Origin of the sequence: Paraburkholderia nodosa (assembly GCF_001718195.1) — a bacterium.
Taxonomy (GTDB): Bacteria; Pseudomonadota; Gammaproteobacteria; order Burkholderiales; family Burkholderiaceae; genus Paraburkholderia; species Paraburkholderia nodosa_A.
The window spans coordinates 32,171-47,871 of the sequence record NZ_MCNV01000030.1; the positions used below are offsets into that span (position 1 = coordinate 32,171).

Annotated in this window: 16 protein-coding genes and 1 other RNA gene; 10 read left to right on the forward strand and 7 right to left on the reverse strand. The window is 65.4% G+C overall.

What is annotated here, in order from left to right; all coding sequences use genetic code 11:
- Positions 1–11: 11 nt before the first annotated feature.
- From pyrC to rnpB, 3 genes are all read left to right on the forward strand, one after another.
- A complete protein-coding gene (pyrC, locus tag BFD71_RS32940) occupies positions 12–1,067 on the forward strand; it encodes a dihydroorotase (protein ID WP_069268440.1) in 1,056 nt (351 codons plus the stop codon).
- Positions 1,064–2,014 carry a DUF3025 domain-containing protein gene (locus BFD71_RS32945; protein ID WP_370684333.1) on the forward strand — a complete coding sequence of 317 codons (951 nt, stop codon included), beginning with the start codon at positions 1,064–1,066 and terminating at the stop codon, positions 2,012–2,014. Before pyrC ends, BFD71_RS32945 begins: the two co-directional genes overlap by 4 nt.
- 70 nt (positions 2,015–2,084) lie before the next feature.
- Positions 2,085–2,495, forward strand: an RNA gene (gene rnpB, locus BFD71_RS32950) — RNase P RNA component class A.
- Between the two features lie 69 nt (positions 2,496–2,564).
- On the opposite strand, the gene BFD71_RS32955 is transcribed toward rnpB, so the two are convergent.
- Positions 2,565–2,987 (reverse strand): OsmC family protein, encoded by a 423-nt coding sequence (locus BFD71_RS32955; RefSeq protein ID WP_027795839.1) that lies wholly within the window; start codon positions 2,985–2,987, stop codon positions 2,565–2,567.
- A 635-nt stretch (positions 2,988–3,622) separates the two neighbouring features.
- Here BFD71_RS32955 and rplM point away from each other — a divergent pair.
- The 3 genes from rplM to erpA all read left to right on the forward strand — a co-directional run bounded on the left by rplM (position 3,623) and on the right by erpA (position 5,055).
- Positions 3,623–4,051, forward strand: a complete 429-nt coding sequence (rplM, locus tag BFD71_RS32960) for a 50S ribosomal protein L13 (protein WP_027795838.1) — start codon at positions 3,623–3,625, stop codon at positions 4,049–4,051.
- An 11-nt stretch (positions 4,052–4,062) separates the two neighbouring features.
- The gene (gene rpsI / locus BFD71_RS32965; protein WP_028209425.1) at positions 4,063–4,455 is read left to right on the forward strand and encodes a 30S ribosomal protein S9; all 393 of its coding nucleotides are present in this window, start codon (positions 4,063–4,065) and stop codon (positions 4,453–4,455) included.
- 234 nt (positions 4,456–4,689) lie between these two features.
- Positions 4,690–5,055 (forward strand): iron-sulfur cluster insertion protein ErpA, encoded by a 366-nt coding sequence (gene erpA, locus BFD71_RS32970; protein ID WP_042262553.1) that lies wholly within the window; start codon positions 4,690–4,692, stop codon positions 5,053–5,055.
- Between the two features lie 59 nt (positions 5,056–5,114).
- On the opposite strand, the gene BFD71_RS32975 is transcribed toward erpA, so the two are convergent.
- Entirely contained in the window at positions 5,115–6,269 is a 1,155-nt protein-coding gene (locus BFD71_RS32975; RefSeq protein ID WP_083245606.1) for an anhydro-N-acetylmuramic acid kinase, read from the reverse strand.
- Between the two features lie 239 nt (positions 6,270–6,508).
- Between BFD71_RS32975 and tyrS the strand changes: the two genes are divergently transcribed.
- From tyrS to BFD71_RS32995, 4 genes are all read left to right on the forward strand, one after another.
- The gene (gene tyrS, locus BFD71_RS32980) at positions 6,509–7,774 is read left to right on the forward strand and encodes a tyrosine--tRNA ligase (protein WP_069268441.1); all 1,266 of its coding nucleotides are present in this window, start codon (positions 6,509–6,511) and stop codon (positions 7,772–7,774) included.
- A complete protein-coding gene (gene dtd, locus BFD71_RS32985) occupies positions 7,771–8,241 on the forward strand; it encodes a D-aminoacyl-tRNA deacylase (protein ID WP_069268442.1) in 471 nt (156 codons plus the stop codon). The genes tyrS and dtd overlap by 4 nt, the downstream gene beginning before the upstream one ends.
- A 17-nt stretch (positions 8,242–8,258) precedes the next feature.
- Positions 8,259–8,942, forward strand: coding sequence for a histidine phosphatase family protein (locus tag BFD71_RS32990; RefSeq protein WP_069268443.1), 684 nt, complete (start codon positions 8,259–8,261; stop codon positions 8,940–8,942).
- Positions 8,943–9,251: 309 nt separating this feature from the next.
- Entirely contained in the window at positions 9,252–10,403 is a 1,152-nt protein-coding gene (locus tag BFD71_RS32995) for a branched-chain amino acid ABC transporter substrate-binding protein (RefSeq protein ID WP_069268444.1), read from the forward strand.
- An 89-nt stretch (positions 10,404–10,492) separates the two neighbouring features.
- On the opposite strand, the gene BFD71_RS33000 is transcribed toward BFD71_RS32995, so the two are convergent.
- The 5 genes from BFD71_RS33000 to purH all read right to left on the reverse strand — a co-directional run bounded on the left by BFD71_RS33000 (position 10,493) and on the right by purH (position 15,637).
- Positions 10,493–11,437, reverse strand: coding sequence for an oxygenase MpaB family protein (locus BFD71_RS33000; RefSeq protein ID WP_069268445.1), 945 nt, complete (start codon positions 11,435–11,437; stop codon positions 10,493–10,495).
- Between the two features lie 37 nt (positions 11,438–11,474).
- Entirely contained in the window at positions 11,475–12,551 is a 1,077-nt protein-coding gene (gene ruvB, locus BFD71_RS33005) for a Holliday junction branch migration DNA helicase RuvB (RefSeq protein ID WP_069268446.1), read from the reverse strand.
- A gap of 99 nt (positions 12,552–12,650) precedes the next feature.
- A complete protein-coding gene (ruvA, locus tag BFD71_RS33010) occupies positions 12,651–13,232 on the reverse strand; it encodes a Holliday junction branch migration protein RuvA (RefSeq protein WP_069268447.1) in 582 nt (193 codons plus the stop codon).
- A 107-nt stretch (positions 13,233–13,339) separates the two neighbouring features.
- Positions 13,340–13,882, reverse strand: coding sequence for a crossover junction endodeoxyribonuclease RuvC (gene ruvC / locus BFD71_RS33015; protein ID WP_028201962.1), 543 nt, complete (start codon positions 13,880–13,882; stop codon positions 13,340–13,342).
- A gap of 189 nt (positions 13,883–14,071) precedes the next feature.
- A complete protein-coding gene (gene purH / locus BFD71_RS33020) occupies positions 14,072–15,637 on the reverse strand; it encodes a bifunctional phosphoribosylaminoimidazolecarboxamide formyltransferase/IMP cyclohydrolase (RefSeq protein ID WP_069268448.1) in 1,566 nt (521 codons plus the stop codon).
- Positions 15,638–15,701: the final 64 nt, after the last annotated feature.

A 15,701-nucleotide genomic window follows, 5' to 3' on the forward strand; every position in this document is an offset into this window, starting at 1 on the left:
TGACTCTTGCCATGAACGCCTCTTCCCCCTCGACTCTCACGCTCGCCCGCCCCGACGACTGGCACCTGCACGTGCGCGACGGCGCGATGCTCGCGGCCGTGCTGCCGCATACGGCGCGCCAGTTCGGCCGCGCGATCATCATGCCGAACCTCAAGCCGCCGGTCACGACGACCGAGCAGGCCGCCGCCTACCGCGAGCGCATTCTCGCGGCGCTGCCGGCGGGCTCGACGTTCGAGCCGCTGATGACGCTCTATCTCACCGACAACACGCCGCCCGAGGAAATCCGCCGCGCGAAGGCGAGCGGCTTCGTGCACGGCGTGAAGCTGTACCCGGCGGGCGCGACGACGAATTCGGACGCCGGCGTGACCGACATCCGCAAGTGTGCGAAGACGCTCGAAGTCATGCAGGAAGTGGGCATGCCGCTGCTCGTGCACGGTGAAGTGACGAGCGCCGACATCGACCTGTTCGACCGCGAGAAGGTCTTCATCGACCGCGTGATGATTCCGACGCGCCGCGATTTTCCGGGTCTCAAGGTGGTGTTCGAGCACATCACGACGAAGGACGCCGTCGACTACATCCGCGCCGATCATGCCGCGCCCGGTCTACTCGGCGCGACGATCACCGCGCATCATCTGCTCTACAACCGCAACGCGATCTTCCAGGGCGGCATTCGTCCGCATTACTACTGCCTGCCCGTGCTCAAGCGCGAGACGCATCGCGTGGCGCTCGTGGACGCGGCGACCTCGGGCGATCATCGCTTCTTCCTCGGCACCGACAGCGCGCCGCACCCGAAGGGCCTGAAAGAGCACGCGTGCGGCTGCGCGGGCTGCTACACGGCGCTGCACGCGCTCGAGCTGTACGCCGAAGCGTTCGACAATGCGGGCGCGCTCGACAAGCTCGAGGGCTTCGCGAGCTTTTACGGCGCGGACTTCTACGGCCTGCCGCGCGCGACCGAAACGGTCACGCTGCGTCGCGAGAGCTGGACGCTGCCCGCCGAAGTCGAGGCGGGCGGCACGCCCGTCGTGCCGCTGCGCGGCGGCGAGACGATCGGCTGGAAACTCGCTTGAACGAGGCGGGGCCAGGTGTGGCTGCGGGCGCAACGGTTGGCCCGGCCGGCGCAGTCGATGCGCCCGCACCGATGCCCGCGCGCGCGCCTCGCCGGGCCATGCCGCTGGGCAGTTTCACCGACATCGACTGGGCCCGCCCGTGGTTCGCGCAACACGAAACGCGCGGCCGGCGCTGGCAGCAGGCCGCGCTGGCGGGATACGCGGCGTACCTGGATGCGCTGAACGCCGATGCGCTGGCCGCCGTCCAAATCACGGGCCGCGGCCGGCCGCTGCGCTTCATCGCCCAGGACGACCTGCCCGAAGGCTCGGCCTATGAGGCGCATATCGCGGCGACGGGCTGCGTGCCGACGCGTCACAACCTCCACGACTTCTTCAACGCGCTCGCCTGGTTCGCGTTCCCGCGCATCAAGGCGACGCTGAACGCGCGCCAGGCCGCGGCGATCGACGTGCTGGGCGTGGGCCCCACGCGCGGCGGCGTGCGCGACGCGCTCACGCTGTTCGACGAGAACGCGGTGCTCTTTGCCTCATCGGATGCGCCGCTGGTCGCGGCGTTGCGCGGCTTCGACTGGCGCACGCTGTTCGTGGCGCAGCGCGCTGGCTGGGAAGCGGCTTTCGGGGAGACGATCGGCGCGGCGCGCTGCGAAGTCCGCGTATTCGGCCATGCGCTGCTCGAAAAGATGATCTCGCCTTATGCGGCGTGCACGGCGCACGCCTGGGTGGTCGAGGTGCCGCAAGCGTATTTCACGTGGCCGCGCGCGCAACGCGACGCGTATCTGGACGAGACAGTGAGCGTCTCGCTCGCCGCCGATGCCACGCATGAGGCGCTCAATGGGCGCAGCTTTGCGCCGCTGCCGGTGCTCGGCATTCCGGGCTGGTGGGCGCAAAACGAGCACCCGTCGTTCTACGACGACACCACAGTCTTTCGCGCCGGCCGCCGGACTCGCTAAATGCCAGGCAGGCGGCAAGCGATCCGGCCCCCGGCGCGGCGCGCCAGCCCGTGCTAATATCGCGCCTCGCAAAGCAGGCCAGGCAGTCGCGGCTCCGAGGTTTCGGCCAAAGAGGCGAGGAAAGTCCGGACTCCACAGGGCAGGGTGATGGCTAACGGCCATCCGTGGCGACACGCGGAACAGGGCAACAGAGAACAGACCGCCGATGGCCCGATTTCGGTCGGGATCAGGTAAGGGTGAAACGGTGCGGTAAGAGCGCACCGCGTCTGCGGTGACGTAGACGGCACGGTAACCTCCACCCGGAGCAATTCCAAGTAGGCAGGCGCGCATCTTCGGGATGCAGGATGGGGCCCCCATTCCGTCTGCGGGTAGGAAGCTTGAGCGCGTCAGCAATGGCGCGCCTAGAGGAATGGCTGCCACGCGCGGCGCGTCTTCGGACGCGGCGTGTGCACAGAATCCGGCTTATCGGCCTGCTTTGCAGCCTCATTCATGCAAAAAGCCGGCGCGGTTCTTCGCAGAACCGCGCCGGCTTTTTCTTTTGCCGCCGATATTAAGCCGCGACGATCTCGAACGTATGCGTGATCTCGGCAGTCTTGCCGATCATGATCGACGCCGAGCAGTACTTGTCGTGCGAGAGGTTGATCGCGCGCTCCACGGTGGCTGGGTTCAGGTTCTTGCCGGTCACGGTGAAGTGGAAGTGGATCTTCGTGAAGACCTTGGGGTCTTCGCTCGCGCGCTCGGCCTTGAGCGTCACGCTGCAGCCGCTCACTTCCTGGCGGCTCTTCTTGAGGATCAGCACTACGTCGTAGGCCGTGCAACCGCCCGTGCCGAGCAGCACCATTTCCATCGGCCGCGGCGCGAGGTTGTGGCCGCCGCCTTCCGGTGCGCCGTCCATGTTGACGAGATGGCCGCTGCCCGTTTCGGCTGCGAACGCCATGCCGTCCTGACCCATCCAGCTAACTTTGCATTCCATATGCGTATGCCCCTGCGCGGTTTCTTGATTCAGATGGCATTGTAGCCCGCCCCTTACTGGTATGTCCGGGGGGCACGGCGGCGCGCGCCTTATGCCACCTGCTTGAATGTTGCGTCGCGACATCCTATCGACAAGGCGGATTTCCCTGACGCAATTAGGGGTTTCGCTCTAGCTGTCCTGGATGCTTTTCGCGGGCTGGATTTTCAACCCGCTGATTTTTAAGAAATTCTCTTCCGGTACGTCGTTTCGATTGTATTTCACATTGTGGTGTTAGATTTCGCAATGCAAATGTCCTTGCGCCGCACAAGGCCCGTCCGTATAATCCGTCTCATTGGTTGTCGTGCTTCACGACACCTCAGCATGTCTCCTCCACCCTCCTCAAAAGAGTGGATTAAGCCCGAACAAACGCGTTCGGGCTTTTTTTCGTCTGCCGCCCTCGGCTTGTCCCGTCCGTAACGCGCCGCAAGCAAATTTTTGACTCGCGACTGAATTTCCCTTTATAATCGTAGGTTCTCCGCATCCATGTCCGCGCGGAGACGGGGAAACTCGAACCAGGGAGAGCCTGCGCCGACGTCAACGAGCGTCACCATATAAGCAGGACCAAAACAGGGCACAGCATTTTTTTTGGATCGATCATGAAGACTTTTTCCGCCAAGGCACATGAAGTGCAGCGCGAATGGTACGTGATTGACGCGACGGATAAGGTTCTCGGCCGTGTCGCCAGCGAAGTGGCACGCCGTCTTCGCGGCAAGCACAAGCCTGAGTTCACCCCGCACGTCGACACTGGTGATTTCATCATCATCATCAACGCCGGCAAGCTGAAGGTCACGGGCAACAAGACCACCGACAAGAAGTACTACCGTCACTCGGGTTACCCGGGCGGTATCTACGAAACGACGTTCGGCAAGATGCAGGAACGCTTCCCGGGCCGCGCGCTCGAGAAGGCCGTCAAGGGCATGCTGCCGAAGGGCCCGCTCGGCTACGCGATGATCAAGAAGCTGAAGGTCTACGCTGACGCAACGCACCCGCATTCGGCGCAACAGCCGAAGGCGCTCGAGATCTAAGGGGAGCCCACATGATCGGTAACTGGAATTACGGTACGGGCCGCCGCAAGAGCGCCGTCGCTCGTGTCTTCATCAAGTCGGGCAAGGGCGAAATCGTCGTCAACGGCAAGCCCATCGCTGACTACTTCTCGCGCGAAACGTCGCTGATGATCGTGCGTCAACCGCTGGAACTCACGAACCACGGCACGACGTTCGACATCAAGGTGAACGTGACGGGCGGCGGCGAAACCGGCCAGGCCGGCGCAGTTCGCCACGGCATCACGCGCGCGCTGATGGACTACGACGCAACGCTCAAGCCGGCACTGTCGCAAGCTGGCTTCGTGACCCGTGACGCACGTGAAGTGGAACGTAAGAAGGTCGGTTTCCACAAGGCACGTCGCCGCAAGCAGTTCTCGAAGCGTTAATTTCGTATTGGCGCTTTGCGCCTGCGCCCCTCGCGGGGTGCAGCGCAGCTGCAAAAGCCGTCCGCGCTTCGTGCGCCGGGCGGCTTTTTCGTTTGTTTTTCGTTTTCGTCGGCGCGCCGAACGTGTGGCGCGCAAGCTGCGACAAGCTGGAGAAACCCCTTGATTTCGTGGGCTTAAGCACGATATCGGGAAGAGCCCTACAATAGCGGCTAGAAGCTTTTTTGGAGAGTTCGAATGAGCGCTGTCACCGAAACTACCGCGACCGAAATGCCCGGTCCCTTCGTTTTCACCGAAGCAGCGGCTGACAAGGTCAAGCAACTGATCGACGAGGAAGGCAACCCGGAGCTGAAGCTGCGCGTATTCGTGCAGGGCGGCGGCTGTTCGGGCTTCCAGTACGGATTCACGTTTGACGAAACGGTCAACGAAGACGACACCGTGATGAACCGCAACGGCGTCCAGCTTTTGATCGACTCGATGAGCTATCAGTACCTCGTCGGCGCCGAGATCGACTACAAGGACGATCTGAACGGCGCGCAGTTCGTCATCAAGAACCCGAACGCGACCACCACGTGCGGTTGCGGCTCGTCGTTCTCGGTCTGATCGATTTGCTGTAATAAGAAACGGGGCTTCGGCCCCGTTTCTTATTGGTGCGCGCCTGCTTAGCGCGGATAAATCGCACCCAGCACGCGCTCGCCGGCAGCCCCGGTTACGGCCGCGAGATTGCCAGGTTCGCGTGCCACGCAGCGCATGGCGAGCCACGCGAAGGCGAGCGGCTCCACCTGATGCGGCGGGACGCCGAGCGCTTCGGTGGTCGTGACCGGTACGCCCGCCACACCGCCCGTTTCAAGCGCCTTTTGCAGCGCGGCCATCAATGCGGCATTGCGCGCGCCGCCGCCGCAGACATACACGGCACGGCAATCGCTTGCGTGACGCTCGATCTCGCGTGCCACGCTCACGGCGGTCAGGGCGACTAGCGTGGCCTGCACGTCGGCGGGTGTGAGCGATTCGAAGCCCTTGAGCTTGTCGTCGAGCCACTGGGCGTTGAAAAGATCGCGACCGGTGCTCTTGGGCGGCTGCTGTTCGAAGAACGGTTCGTCCAGCAGGGCATTCAGAAGCGGCTGATGCAGATTGCCGCTCGCGGCGAACTTGCCGTTCTCGTCATAGGGCTTGCCAAGGTGCCGTTCGGCCCAGAGGTCGAGCAGAGCGTTGGCCGGGCCGCAGTCGAAGCCACGCACGGCGCCCGTCGACGAGAGCACCGTGATGTTGCTGATGCCGCCGAGGTTGCAGACCACGCGCGTTTCTTCCTGCGAACCGAACAGCGTCGCGTGGAACGCGGGCACGAGCGGTGCACCCTGGCCGCCCGAGGCGACGTCGCGGCTGCGGAAGTCGGCGATCACGTCGATATGCGTGAGTTCCGCAAGCAGCGCCGGGTTCTGGATCTGCACGGTGTAGCCTTTCTCCGGCCGATGCCGCACGGTCTGGCCGTGCGCGCCGATCGCGCGCACCGCGGCGGGAGGCACGGTACTTCCGCGCAGCAACTCGTGGCAGCACACCGCATAGCGGGCAGCCAGCGCGTTGCCGGCGAGCGCTTCGCGTTCGATCTCGTTCTCGCCGGGCTGCTGCAACGAAAAGAGTGCGTCGCGCAGTCCCTGTGCGAAGCCGACGAACGCCTCGGCCAGTACCACTGGCCGCTTGCCCGCCTCGAAGCGCACGGCAATGCCGTCCACGCCATCCATGCTCGTGCCCGACATCAGGCCGAAATACACGCCGTCGGCGGCGTGTGCGCTCTCGTTTCGTGCGTCGCGTGGCGCCACGTTGTGCTCCTTTATCAATGCAATTCAGTGCCCTGCGAGGCAATTATCGGCGTAATGCCTCTCGAGCGTAAGCCGAACGGCTGACTGCGCACCGGCGCGGGCGAGTCTGGCACCCAATTCCCGGTCCGAGGGCGGTGCAGCCTGGCTTCGCGCGCACAAACCGCAAACCTCGGCCCGGCGAGTCGAATCACGTAAAATTGCGGCCTAGACCCAGACTTAACGACAGAACCGATCGAAGCATGAGCAACGAGTCCACCTTCAGCAACGGCGCCAGCACCGGCGCAAAAGACGCCTTTCCGGTCACCGACGAAGTCCGTCACGCGCTCGCCGTCACGAAGCGCGGCGTGGACGAACTGCTGATCGAAGAAGAATTCGAGCAGAAGCTCGCCCGCAGCGCGGCTACCGGCAAGCCGCTGCGCATCAAGCTCGGCCTCGACCCGACCGCGCCCGACATCCACATCGGCCATACGGTCGTGCTCAACAAGATGCGCCAGCTGCAGGATCTCGGCCACAACGTGATCTTTCTGATCGGCGACTTCACTTCCCTCATCGGCGACCCGTCGGGCCGCAACGCCACGCGCCCGCCGCTCACACGCGAGCAGATCGAATCGAACGCGAAAACGTATTTCGAGCAGGCCGCGCTCGTGCTCGACCGCGAAAAGACCGAAATTCGCTACAACAGCGAATGGTCGATGCCGCTCGGCGCCGACGGCATGATCAAGCTGGCATCGCGCTACACGGTGGCGCGTATTCTCGAGCGCGAGGACTTCACCAGGCGCTTCCAGAGCGGCGTGCCCATTTCGATCCACGAATTCCTGTATCCGCTCATGCAAGGCTACGACTCGGTCGCGCTCAATGCGGACCTCGAGCTCGGCGGCACGGACCAGAAGTTCAACCTGCTCGTTGGCCGCGAACTGCAGAAGCAGTACGGCCAGGAGCAGCAGTGCATTCTCACGATGCCGCTGCTCGAAGGCCTCGACGGCGTCGAGAAGATGTCGAAGTCGAAGAACAACTACATTGGCATCAGCGAGAAGCCCAATGACATGTTCGGCAAGCTCATGAGCATTTCCGACGTGCTGATGTGGCGTTACTTCACGCTGCTCTCGTTCCGTCCGATGGACGAAATCGAAGGGTTCAAGCGCGAAATCGAAGCGGGCCGCAACCCGCGCGACTTCAAGGTGCTGCTCGCGCAGGAAATCGTCGCGCGCTTTCACTCGCAGGCCGACGCCGAGCGCGCGCTCGAAGACTTCAACCATCGCGCCAAGGGCGGCGTGCCGGACGACATTCCGTCGATCACGCTCGCGGGCGCGCCCCTCGCCATCGGCCAGTTGCTCAAGCAGGCGGGGCTCGTGCCGTCCACGAGCGAAGCGCTGCGCAACATCGAGCAGGGTGGCGTGAAGATCGACGGCGCCACCGTCTCCGACAAGGGCCTCAAGGTCGAAGCGGGCGAGTTCGTCGTGCAGGTGGGCAAGCGCCGCTTTGCGCGCGTGACGCTCACCGCATGATTGCGCTGATCCAGCGCGTGCGCCGCGCCGAAGTGCGCGTGGCGGACGGCGGCAGCGAGCGCGTGACCGGCGCGATCGGCCAGGGGCTGCTCGCGCTGGTTTGCGCCGAGCGCGGCGACACCGAGGCGAACGCCGACAAGCTGCTCGCGAAGCTGCTCGGCTACCGCGTGTTCAGCGACGCGGCGGGCAAGATGAACCTGAGCGTGCAGAACATCGACGGCAACGGCGCCCCCGGCGGCCTGCTGCTCGTCTCGCAGTTCACGCTGGCGGCCGACACGAACAGCGGTCTGCGCCCGAGCTTCACGCCGGCCGCCCCGCCCGATGAGGGGCGGCGTCTGTTCGATTATTTCGTCGCCGCTGCGCGCGAGAAGCATACGAGCGTCGAGACGGGCGAGTTCGGCGCCGACATGCAGGTGTCGCTCGTCAACGACGGCCCCGTCACGTTCTGGCTGCAAGTGCGCAACTGAACCATGCGCTTTTGACTATGAACACGGAAATCCTCTTTATCCGCCACGGCGAAACGGACTGGAACCGCATCAAGCGCATCCAGGGCCATATTGACATTCCGCTCGCGGAAAGCGGCCTCGCGCAGGCGCAACAACTCGGCGCCCGGCTCGCGAACGAAGTGCAATCGGGTGCTCGGCTCGACGCAATCTGGTCGAGCGATTTGTTGCGCGCGCAACAGACGGCACAGCCCATTGCCGAAGCCCTGGGTCTGCCGATTCAACTCACCGAAGGGCTGCGCGAGCGCAACTATGGCGCGTTTCAGGGCCACGACAGCGACGAAATCGCCGAGCGCTTTCCGGACGAGTACGCGCACTGGCAAACGCGTGACCCAGGCTTTGCGCCGCCGGAAGGCGAGTCGCAGCGCGAGTTCTACCACCGTGTGCTACACGCGCTCGAGCCGATCCTGGCCAGGCACCCGGGCGGCCGTATTGCGTGTGTCGCGCACGGCGGCGTGCTCGACTGCGTGTACCGCTTCGCGAACGGCCTCGCACTGGACGCGCCGCGTGCGTGGCCGCTCCTCAACACGAGCGTCAACGTCGTCGATTTCGAACGCGGCGAGTACGTGACGCAGGCGCGCGTCGTCGCATGGGGCGACGTGGTGCATCTGGGCGGCGTCAGTGCCGACGACGGCTTCAAGCGCACGCCCGAGGCGGGGCGCTAACCTGTCCTTTCAGGCAGCGCGGTGCCTGGCCGCGCTGTCCTGTTCTTCCTGCTATTCCCCTCCCTGCGCTGCTCCCGTGCCTCGCCAACGCTGCGGCCACATCGAATTCCTTTCCGTTCGCTTGCGGCTTCTTTCCAAAGCCCAACCACAAAGTTAAGCGTCCTGCTAACATTTGCCCTACCTTTGGGCGCGCTGGCCACCGGGCTCCAGGCCCGGCCCTGCGTTGAAGAGGGACGCGCGCGCATGACAAGCGTGAGGCCGCGTGCCGAAGGTACGGGTATTCCAAGAAAACACGCAGGAGAAAGTTCAATGACGTTCAAGCTTCACAAGCTGCTGCCGGTGAGCGCAGCGGTCATGGCGCTCGCAGCGCTGTCGGCCAGCAACACGGCGTCGGCCGACCAGGTCGTCAAGATCGGCCACGTCGGTCCGCTCACGGGCGGTTCGGCCCACCTCGGCAAGGACAACGAGAACGGCGCGCGCCTCGCCATCGAGGAAATCAATGCCAAGGGCCTGACGATCGACGGCCAGAAGATCACGCTCGCGCTCGACGCCCAGGACGACGCCGCCGACCCGCGCCAGGCCACCCAGGTCGCGCAGAAGCTGGTAGACGACAAGGTCGTGGCGGTGATCGGCCATTTGAACTCGGGCGCGTCGATCCCGGCATCGAAGATCTACAGCGACGCCGGAATCGTGCAGATCTCGCCGTCGTCGACCAATCCTTCGTACACGCAGCAGGGCTTCAAGACCACGTACCGCGTGGTCGCGACCGATGCCCAGCAAGGACCTGCGCTCGCCGATTACGCGGCGAAGAGCCTGAACGTGAAGACCGTGGCTGTGGTCGACGACTCGACCGCCTATGGCCAGGGCCTCGCGAACGAGTTCGAGAAGACGGCGAAGTCGCTCGGCATGAAGGTGCTCTCGCACGACGCGACCAACGACAAGGCCGTCGATTTCCGCGCGATCCTCACGAAGATCAAGGGCGAGAACCCCGACGCCATCATGTACGGCGGCATGGACGCCACGGGCGGCCCGTTCGCAAAGCAGGCCCGCCAGCTCGGTCTGCGCGCGAAAGTGCTGTCGGGCGACGGCGTGTGCACGGAAAGCCTCGCGGACCTCGCGGGCGCGGCGACGGACAATATCGTCTGCTCGCAGGCCGGCATGGCGGTCGAGCGTATGAACGGCGGCGCGGCATTCGCGGCGAAGTACGAGAAGCGCTTCGGTCACCCGATCGAATTCGATGCGCCGTTCACGTATGACGCGGTGTACATCGTCGTCGACGCGATGAAGCGCGCGAACGCCATCGACCACGCGAAGATCCTCGCGCAGATCCCGGGCACCGACTACAAGGGTGTGATTGGCGAGACGACCTTCGACTCGAAGGGCGACCTCAAGCACGGCGTGATCTCGCTCTACAACTACAAGGGCGGCAAGAAAACGCTGCTCGACGTGGTGAAGATGTAAGCACGCGGGCGCGCGCCGTTGCATCGGCGCGCTGCTCATGAGCCGGCCAGCCTGCGCGAGCGGGTTGGCCGTGTTTTATTGCGCATCGCCTACTTCGCGGGTGTTGCCGCGGCCCGCCGCCGCGCGCGTTTCGATACGCCGTTGACGAGCGCCCAGCGCAAGACCGGCGCGACGGCGAGCATGCCGGGCTGCACCATGGCGCGGCGCGCGAAGGCGAACGAGTCGAAGCCGAGCATCTGCTGCGCAAAGGGCGGCAACAGGTCGATGCCTGCGTTCCTGATCAGCGCGCTAGCGGGGCGCATCCCCGGGCGCGGCGCGGGCGCTTGCATGAGCACGCGCACCACTTCGAACGTGCGGTCGCTCGCGACGAGTTCGGGCTGCATCGATTGCAGATACGCAGCGATTTCGGCGCGCGAGCGCGGCACCTTCGCAGCGCCGAGCAGTTCGGCAATGCGCGCGACTTCGGCGTAGTACTGATCCTGCATCTCACCGGGCAGTGCGGGATTCACGAAGCGCAAATACGCGCCGAGAAAACTCGAAACTTCGGCCACGTGCACCCAGGTCAGCAGCGCAGGATCGCTCGCGCGATAGGGACGGCCATCGGGTGCGGTGCCCGTCACGGCGAGGTGGATCCGCTTGACGCGTTCGATCAGCGCCAGCGCGTCGGCGCGGCTGCCGTAAGTCGTGCCGGCGATGAAGGTCGCGGTGCGCCGCAGCCGCCCGAGGATGTCGATGCGAAAGGTCGAATGGTCCCACACACCGGCGAGCGCAAGCGGATGCAGCGCCTGCAGCAGCAGCGCGCTGACGCCGCCCGCCATCATCGCGGCGAAATCGGCGTGGACCTTCCAGCAAACGGCGTCGGGGCCGAAGAGGCCCGGGTCGCCCGGCGGATTCGAGTAATCGAGTTTCGGGCCGCTGCCCGTGGTGAGATGCGTGATGTTTTCGGCGAGCGTCATGCGCAGGCGGCGCACGAGCTGACCGGCGAGGCCGGTCGGTTCAGGCGCGTTGGGAGGGAGGCCGGCGTGATCGGACATCGTGCTCTCGCTCGCGCTGCGTTGGGGCTTGCGCGCCCTACGACGCGTCCGGTTCCCAGTCGCCGCCCGCCGACGCGTCGTCCGGCACCGTGAGGCCGAAGTGGCGGTAGCTCAGTTGCGTGGCTACGCGCCCGCGCGGCGTGCGCTGCAGATAGCCTTGCTGGATCAGGTACGGTTCGAGCACGTCCTCGATCGTGTCGCGTTCCTCGCCGATGGCGGCGGCAAGGTTGTCCACGCCTACCGGACCGCCGTCGAACTTGTGCAGGATGGCTTCGAGCAGCTTGCGGTCCATCAGGTCGAAGCCCACGGGATCGACGTCGAGCATGCGCAGCGCGGCGTCGGCGACCTTCGCGGTGATCGCGCCGTCGGCCTTCACCTCCGCGTAATCGCGCACGCGGCGCAGCAGGCGGTTGGCGATACGCGGCGTGCCGCGCGAGCGGCGTGCGATTTCGAGCGCGCCGTCCGGGTGGATCTGCGCGCCGAGCAGCGAAGCCGAGCGCTGCACGATGCGCGAAAGCTCGCTGGCGTTGTAGAACTCGAGGCGCGAGACGATGCCGAAGCGGTCGCGCAGCGGGTTCGTGAGCATCCCCGCGCGCGTGGTCGCGCCCACCAGCGTGAACGGCTGGAGGTCGAGTTTCACGCTGCGCGCGGCCGGTCCTTCGCCGATCATGATGTCGATCTGGTAGTCCTCGAGCGCCGGATACAGGATTTCCTCGACGACCGGCGAGAGCCGGTGAATTTCGTCGATGAAGAGCACGTCGTTGGCTTCGAGGTTGGTGAGCAGGGCCGCGAGATCGCCCGCGCGCTCCAGCACGGGGCCCGACGTCTGCCGCAGATTGACCCCCATTTCGCGCGCGATGATATGCGCGAGCGTGGTCTTGCCGAGGCCCGGCGGGCCGAACAACAGCACGTGGTCGAGCGGTTCGGACCGGCGCTTCGCAGCCTCGATGAAGATCTCCAGCTGGCCGCGCACCTTTTCCTGGCCGACATATTCGTCGAGCTGGCGCGGGCGCAACGCGCGTTCGAACGCTTCCTCGTGAGTCGAGGCGGGCGTGGCGGCGATCACGCGGTCGGCGCCGGCGTGGTTGGCGGCGAGTTTGTCGGTTTCGATCATGCAGCGATTGTACCGCGCAGACTCTGCGGCGGCGGGGCCGCCCCGGGCATCACGATGGCACCGCAACTAACAGCCAGCCTCGAGCGTGCGCGAGGGCGATCAGGCCTTGGAGAGCGCCTTGAGCGCGAGCTTGATGCCTTCCGAAACGCCGGTGCCGGCGGGCACGTTCTTGATCGCGGCCAGCCCTTCCTTCTCCGAATAGCCGAGCGCGAGCAGCGCGTTGAGGATGTCGTTCGCGTGGTCGGAAGGCGAAGCGGCGGCGGCCATCGCGCCGAGGTCCGCGCCGAGCTTGCCCTTGAGTTCGAGCAGCAGTCGCTCGGCCGTTTTCTTGCCGATGCCGGGCACGCGCGTGAGGCGCGCCGCGTCCTGCTGCGTGACCGCTTGCGCGAGGTCATTCACGCTCATGCCGGAAAGCACGGCGAGCGCCATGCGTGCACCGATGCCGCTGATCTTGAGCAGCTCGCGAAACGTCGAGCGCTCCTCATGCGAGCCGAAGCCGAAGAGCAGATGCGCGTCTTCGCGCACGATCATCTGCGTGAGCAACACGATTTTTTCGCCGGTGCCGGGCAGGTTGTAGAACGTGCTCATCGGCACGTCGACTTCGTAGCCGACGCCGTTGCAGTCGATGAGCAGGTGCGGCGGGTTCTTTTCCAGCAATACGCCGGCAATGCGACCGATCATGGCGGGTTCTGTGATGAGGGAAAGCTCAAGAGTGTAGCGGAGGGCAGGGCAGTCCGGAGCGCGCGGCCAGAACGTTCGCCGCCCGGCCAGGCGCATCGGCCACGTATTCAGCCTATCAACCGTCCGCGGCGTACCCGCATGCCCTTCTTCGCGAGCGCAGGCGCGAGCCCGCCGAGCGTGGCGAGCGCGTCGCCGCCGTGCGCGTGGCAGATCGCCATGCCGAGCGCGTCGGCGGCGTCGGTGCCGGGCGTGCCGGTGAGGGCGAGCAGGCGCACGACCATCTGCTGCATCTGTTCCTTGGTCGCGCGTCCGTAGCCCACCACGGCCTGCTTGAGCTGCAGCGCGGTGTACTCGGCCACCGGTACGCCGCCCGACACCAGCCCGCAGATGGCCGCGCCGCGCGCTTGCCCAAGCAGCAGGGTCGACTGCGGATTGACGTTGACGAAGACCTTTTCGATTGCGGCCTGGTCGGGCGCGTGCTGGCGGATCAGCGTGGAAACGCCCTCGAAGATGGTGCCGAGGCGCGTGGGCAGATCGGCATCGGCGGTGCGGATGACGCCGCTTGCGACGTACGTGAGCTGATGGCCGTGGCGCTCGATTACGCCGAAGCCGGTGACGCGCAAGCCGGGGTCGATGCCGAGAATTCTCATGAAATGCGGGGAAGACGGATGTGCCTGCGATGGTACAACGAACGGCACAGATGCCGCGAGCCTTGAAGGCGCGGGCGAACGAGGCGCGCCGCGCAAAGAAAAAGCCCGCGAGACGCAAGTCCGGCGGGCTTTGCACAAGCGGCGCGTCACGTGCAGGTGACGCGTCGCACGCAACCAGGGCGGCGAAGATCAGTGACGGAAGTGGCGGATGCCCGTCATCACCATCGCGATGTTGTGCTCGTCGGCGGCGGCGATCACTTCGTCGTCGCGCATCGAGCCGCCCGGCTGGATCACGCAGGTCGCGCCCGCGTTCACCACCACGTCGAGGCCGTCGCGGAACGGGAAGAACGCGTCCGAGGCGACTGCCGTGCCCGCGAGCTTGAGGCCCGCGTTTTCGGCCTTGATGCTGGCGATGCGCGCCGAGTCCACGCGGCTCATCTGGCCCGCGCCGACGCCCATCGTCATGCCGTTCGCGCAGAACACGATGGCGTTCGACTTCACGAACTTCGCGACGCGCCATGCGAACAGCAGGTCGTCCATTTCCTTCGGCGTCGGGTGGCGCTTCGTCACCACGCGCAGTTCGTGCGGCTGCACGTTCTTCGCGTCGAGCGATTGCACGAGCAGGCCGCCGCCCACGCGCTTCAGATCGAATGCGTTATGGCCGTCGCCCAACGCGATCTCGAGCAGACGCACGTTCTGCTTCGCGGCGAACACGGCCTTCGCGGCTTCCGAGAACGACGGCGCGATCAGCACTTCGACGAACTGCTTGGCGACAGCCCGCGCCGCAACTTCGTCCACTTCGCGGTTGAACGCGATGATGCCGCCGAACGCCGAGGTCGGGTCGGTCTGGAACGCCTTCGAGTAGGCTTCGAGCGCGTTCGCGCCGATCGCCACGCCGCACGGATTCGCGTGCTTGATGATCACGCACGCCGGGGCGTCGAACGTCTTCACGCATTCCCATGCCGCGTCCGAGTCGGCGATGTTGTTGTACGACAGTTCCTTGCCCTGCAGTTGCGTGTAGTTCGCGAGCGCGCCGGCGGGCGTCGTGAGGTCGCGGTAGAACGCGGCGCTCTGGTGCGGGTTTTCGCCGTAGCGCAGGTCCTGGACCTTGTCGAACGCGAGGTTCAGCACGGCCGGGTAGGTGTTGCGCGACTTGTGCTCGAGCGCTTCGGTGAGGCTCGTGAGGTAATTCGTGATCGCGCCGTCGTATTGCGCCGTGTGCGAGAACACCTTGGTCGCGAGGCGGAAGTTCGTGGCATAGCTCACGCTGTTGCCGTTCGCGCGCATTTCTTCCAGCACCAACGCGTAGTCGGCCGGGTCGACCACCACGGTCACGTCGCGATGGTTCTTCGCCGCCGAGCGCAGCATGGTCGGGCCGCCGATATCGATGTTCTCGATTGCGTCTTCGAGCGAGCACTCTTCCTTCGAGATCGTCTGGACGAACGGGTAGAGGTTCACGACGAGCAGGTCGATCGTCGGGATATCGTGCTTTTCGAGCGCGGCCATGTGCTCGGGCAGGTCGCGGCGCGCGAGGATGCCGCCGTGCACCTTCGGGTGCAGCGTTTTCACGCGCCCATCGAGCATTTCCGGGAAGCCGGTGTAGTCGGCCACTTCGGTGACGGAAAGGCCCGCGTCCGCGAGCAGTTTCGCGGTGCCGCCGGTCGAGAGGATCTTGACGCCGAGGTCTGACAGCGACTTCGCGAAGTCGACGATGCCGGCCTTATCGGAAACGGAGATGAGCGCTTGCCTGATCATGATGGGTAACGAGGTAGATTGCCGAGAGATCGAGGGGGCTGCGCCGAAGGTCCAGAAAAACGCA